We start from the raw sequence: 526 nt of genomic DNA on the forward strand, positions 1-526 counted from the left end.
CAGTACTTCTACGGAGAGTTATGTTCAGCTGTATCGTTTCAATTTTTCAGCTTGTTCCAGATTGTTAAAGAGCAAAATACTTCGCAGCATACTGTTTCCAATATACTCTGAAGTATTAATGTGACCCGTATGGATATGGTGGAGCTAAGCGGGATCGAACCGCTGACCTCCTGCGTGCAAGGCAGGCGCTCTCCCAGCTGAGCTATAGCCCCATACAGTCACTTACAGATACCTTTATCACTCACCCTTCAGATGAGTCAGCCAATTCTTTTCTAATCAAGGCGGAGTCACACGAAGTTTGCTTTATGCAAACGAGTGAGGCGACAACGCAGAGAAGGAAAGAATTGGTAGGCCTGAGTGGACTTGAACCACCGACCTCACCCTTATCAGGGGTGCGCTCTAACCACCTGAGCTACAAGCCTATAAAGGTATTTCTGCTCGTTACTATTTCATCAGACAATCTGTGTGGACACTGCACAATGCGTATCTTTAGGTAAGGAGGTGATCCAACCGCAGGTTCCCCTAC

General features: G+C 46.8%; 2 tRNA genes. Both read right to left on the bottom strand.

The features are described 5' to 3' along the window. Nucleotides 1-136: 136 nt before the first annotated feature. Nucleotides 137-212 (bottom strand) — tRNA-Ala (locus tag BS639_RS24610). Nucleotides 213-345: 133 nt separating this feature from the next. After that, a tRNA-Ile gene (locus tag BS639_RS24615) sits at nucleotides 346-422 on the bottom strand. Nucleotides 423-526 lie beyond the last annotated feature (104 nt).

This window comes from Rouxiella silvae (genome assembly GCF_002093625.1).
GTDB lineage: Bacteria > Pseudomonadota > Gammaproteobacteria > Enterobacterales > Enterobacteriaceae > Rouxiella > Rouxiella silvae.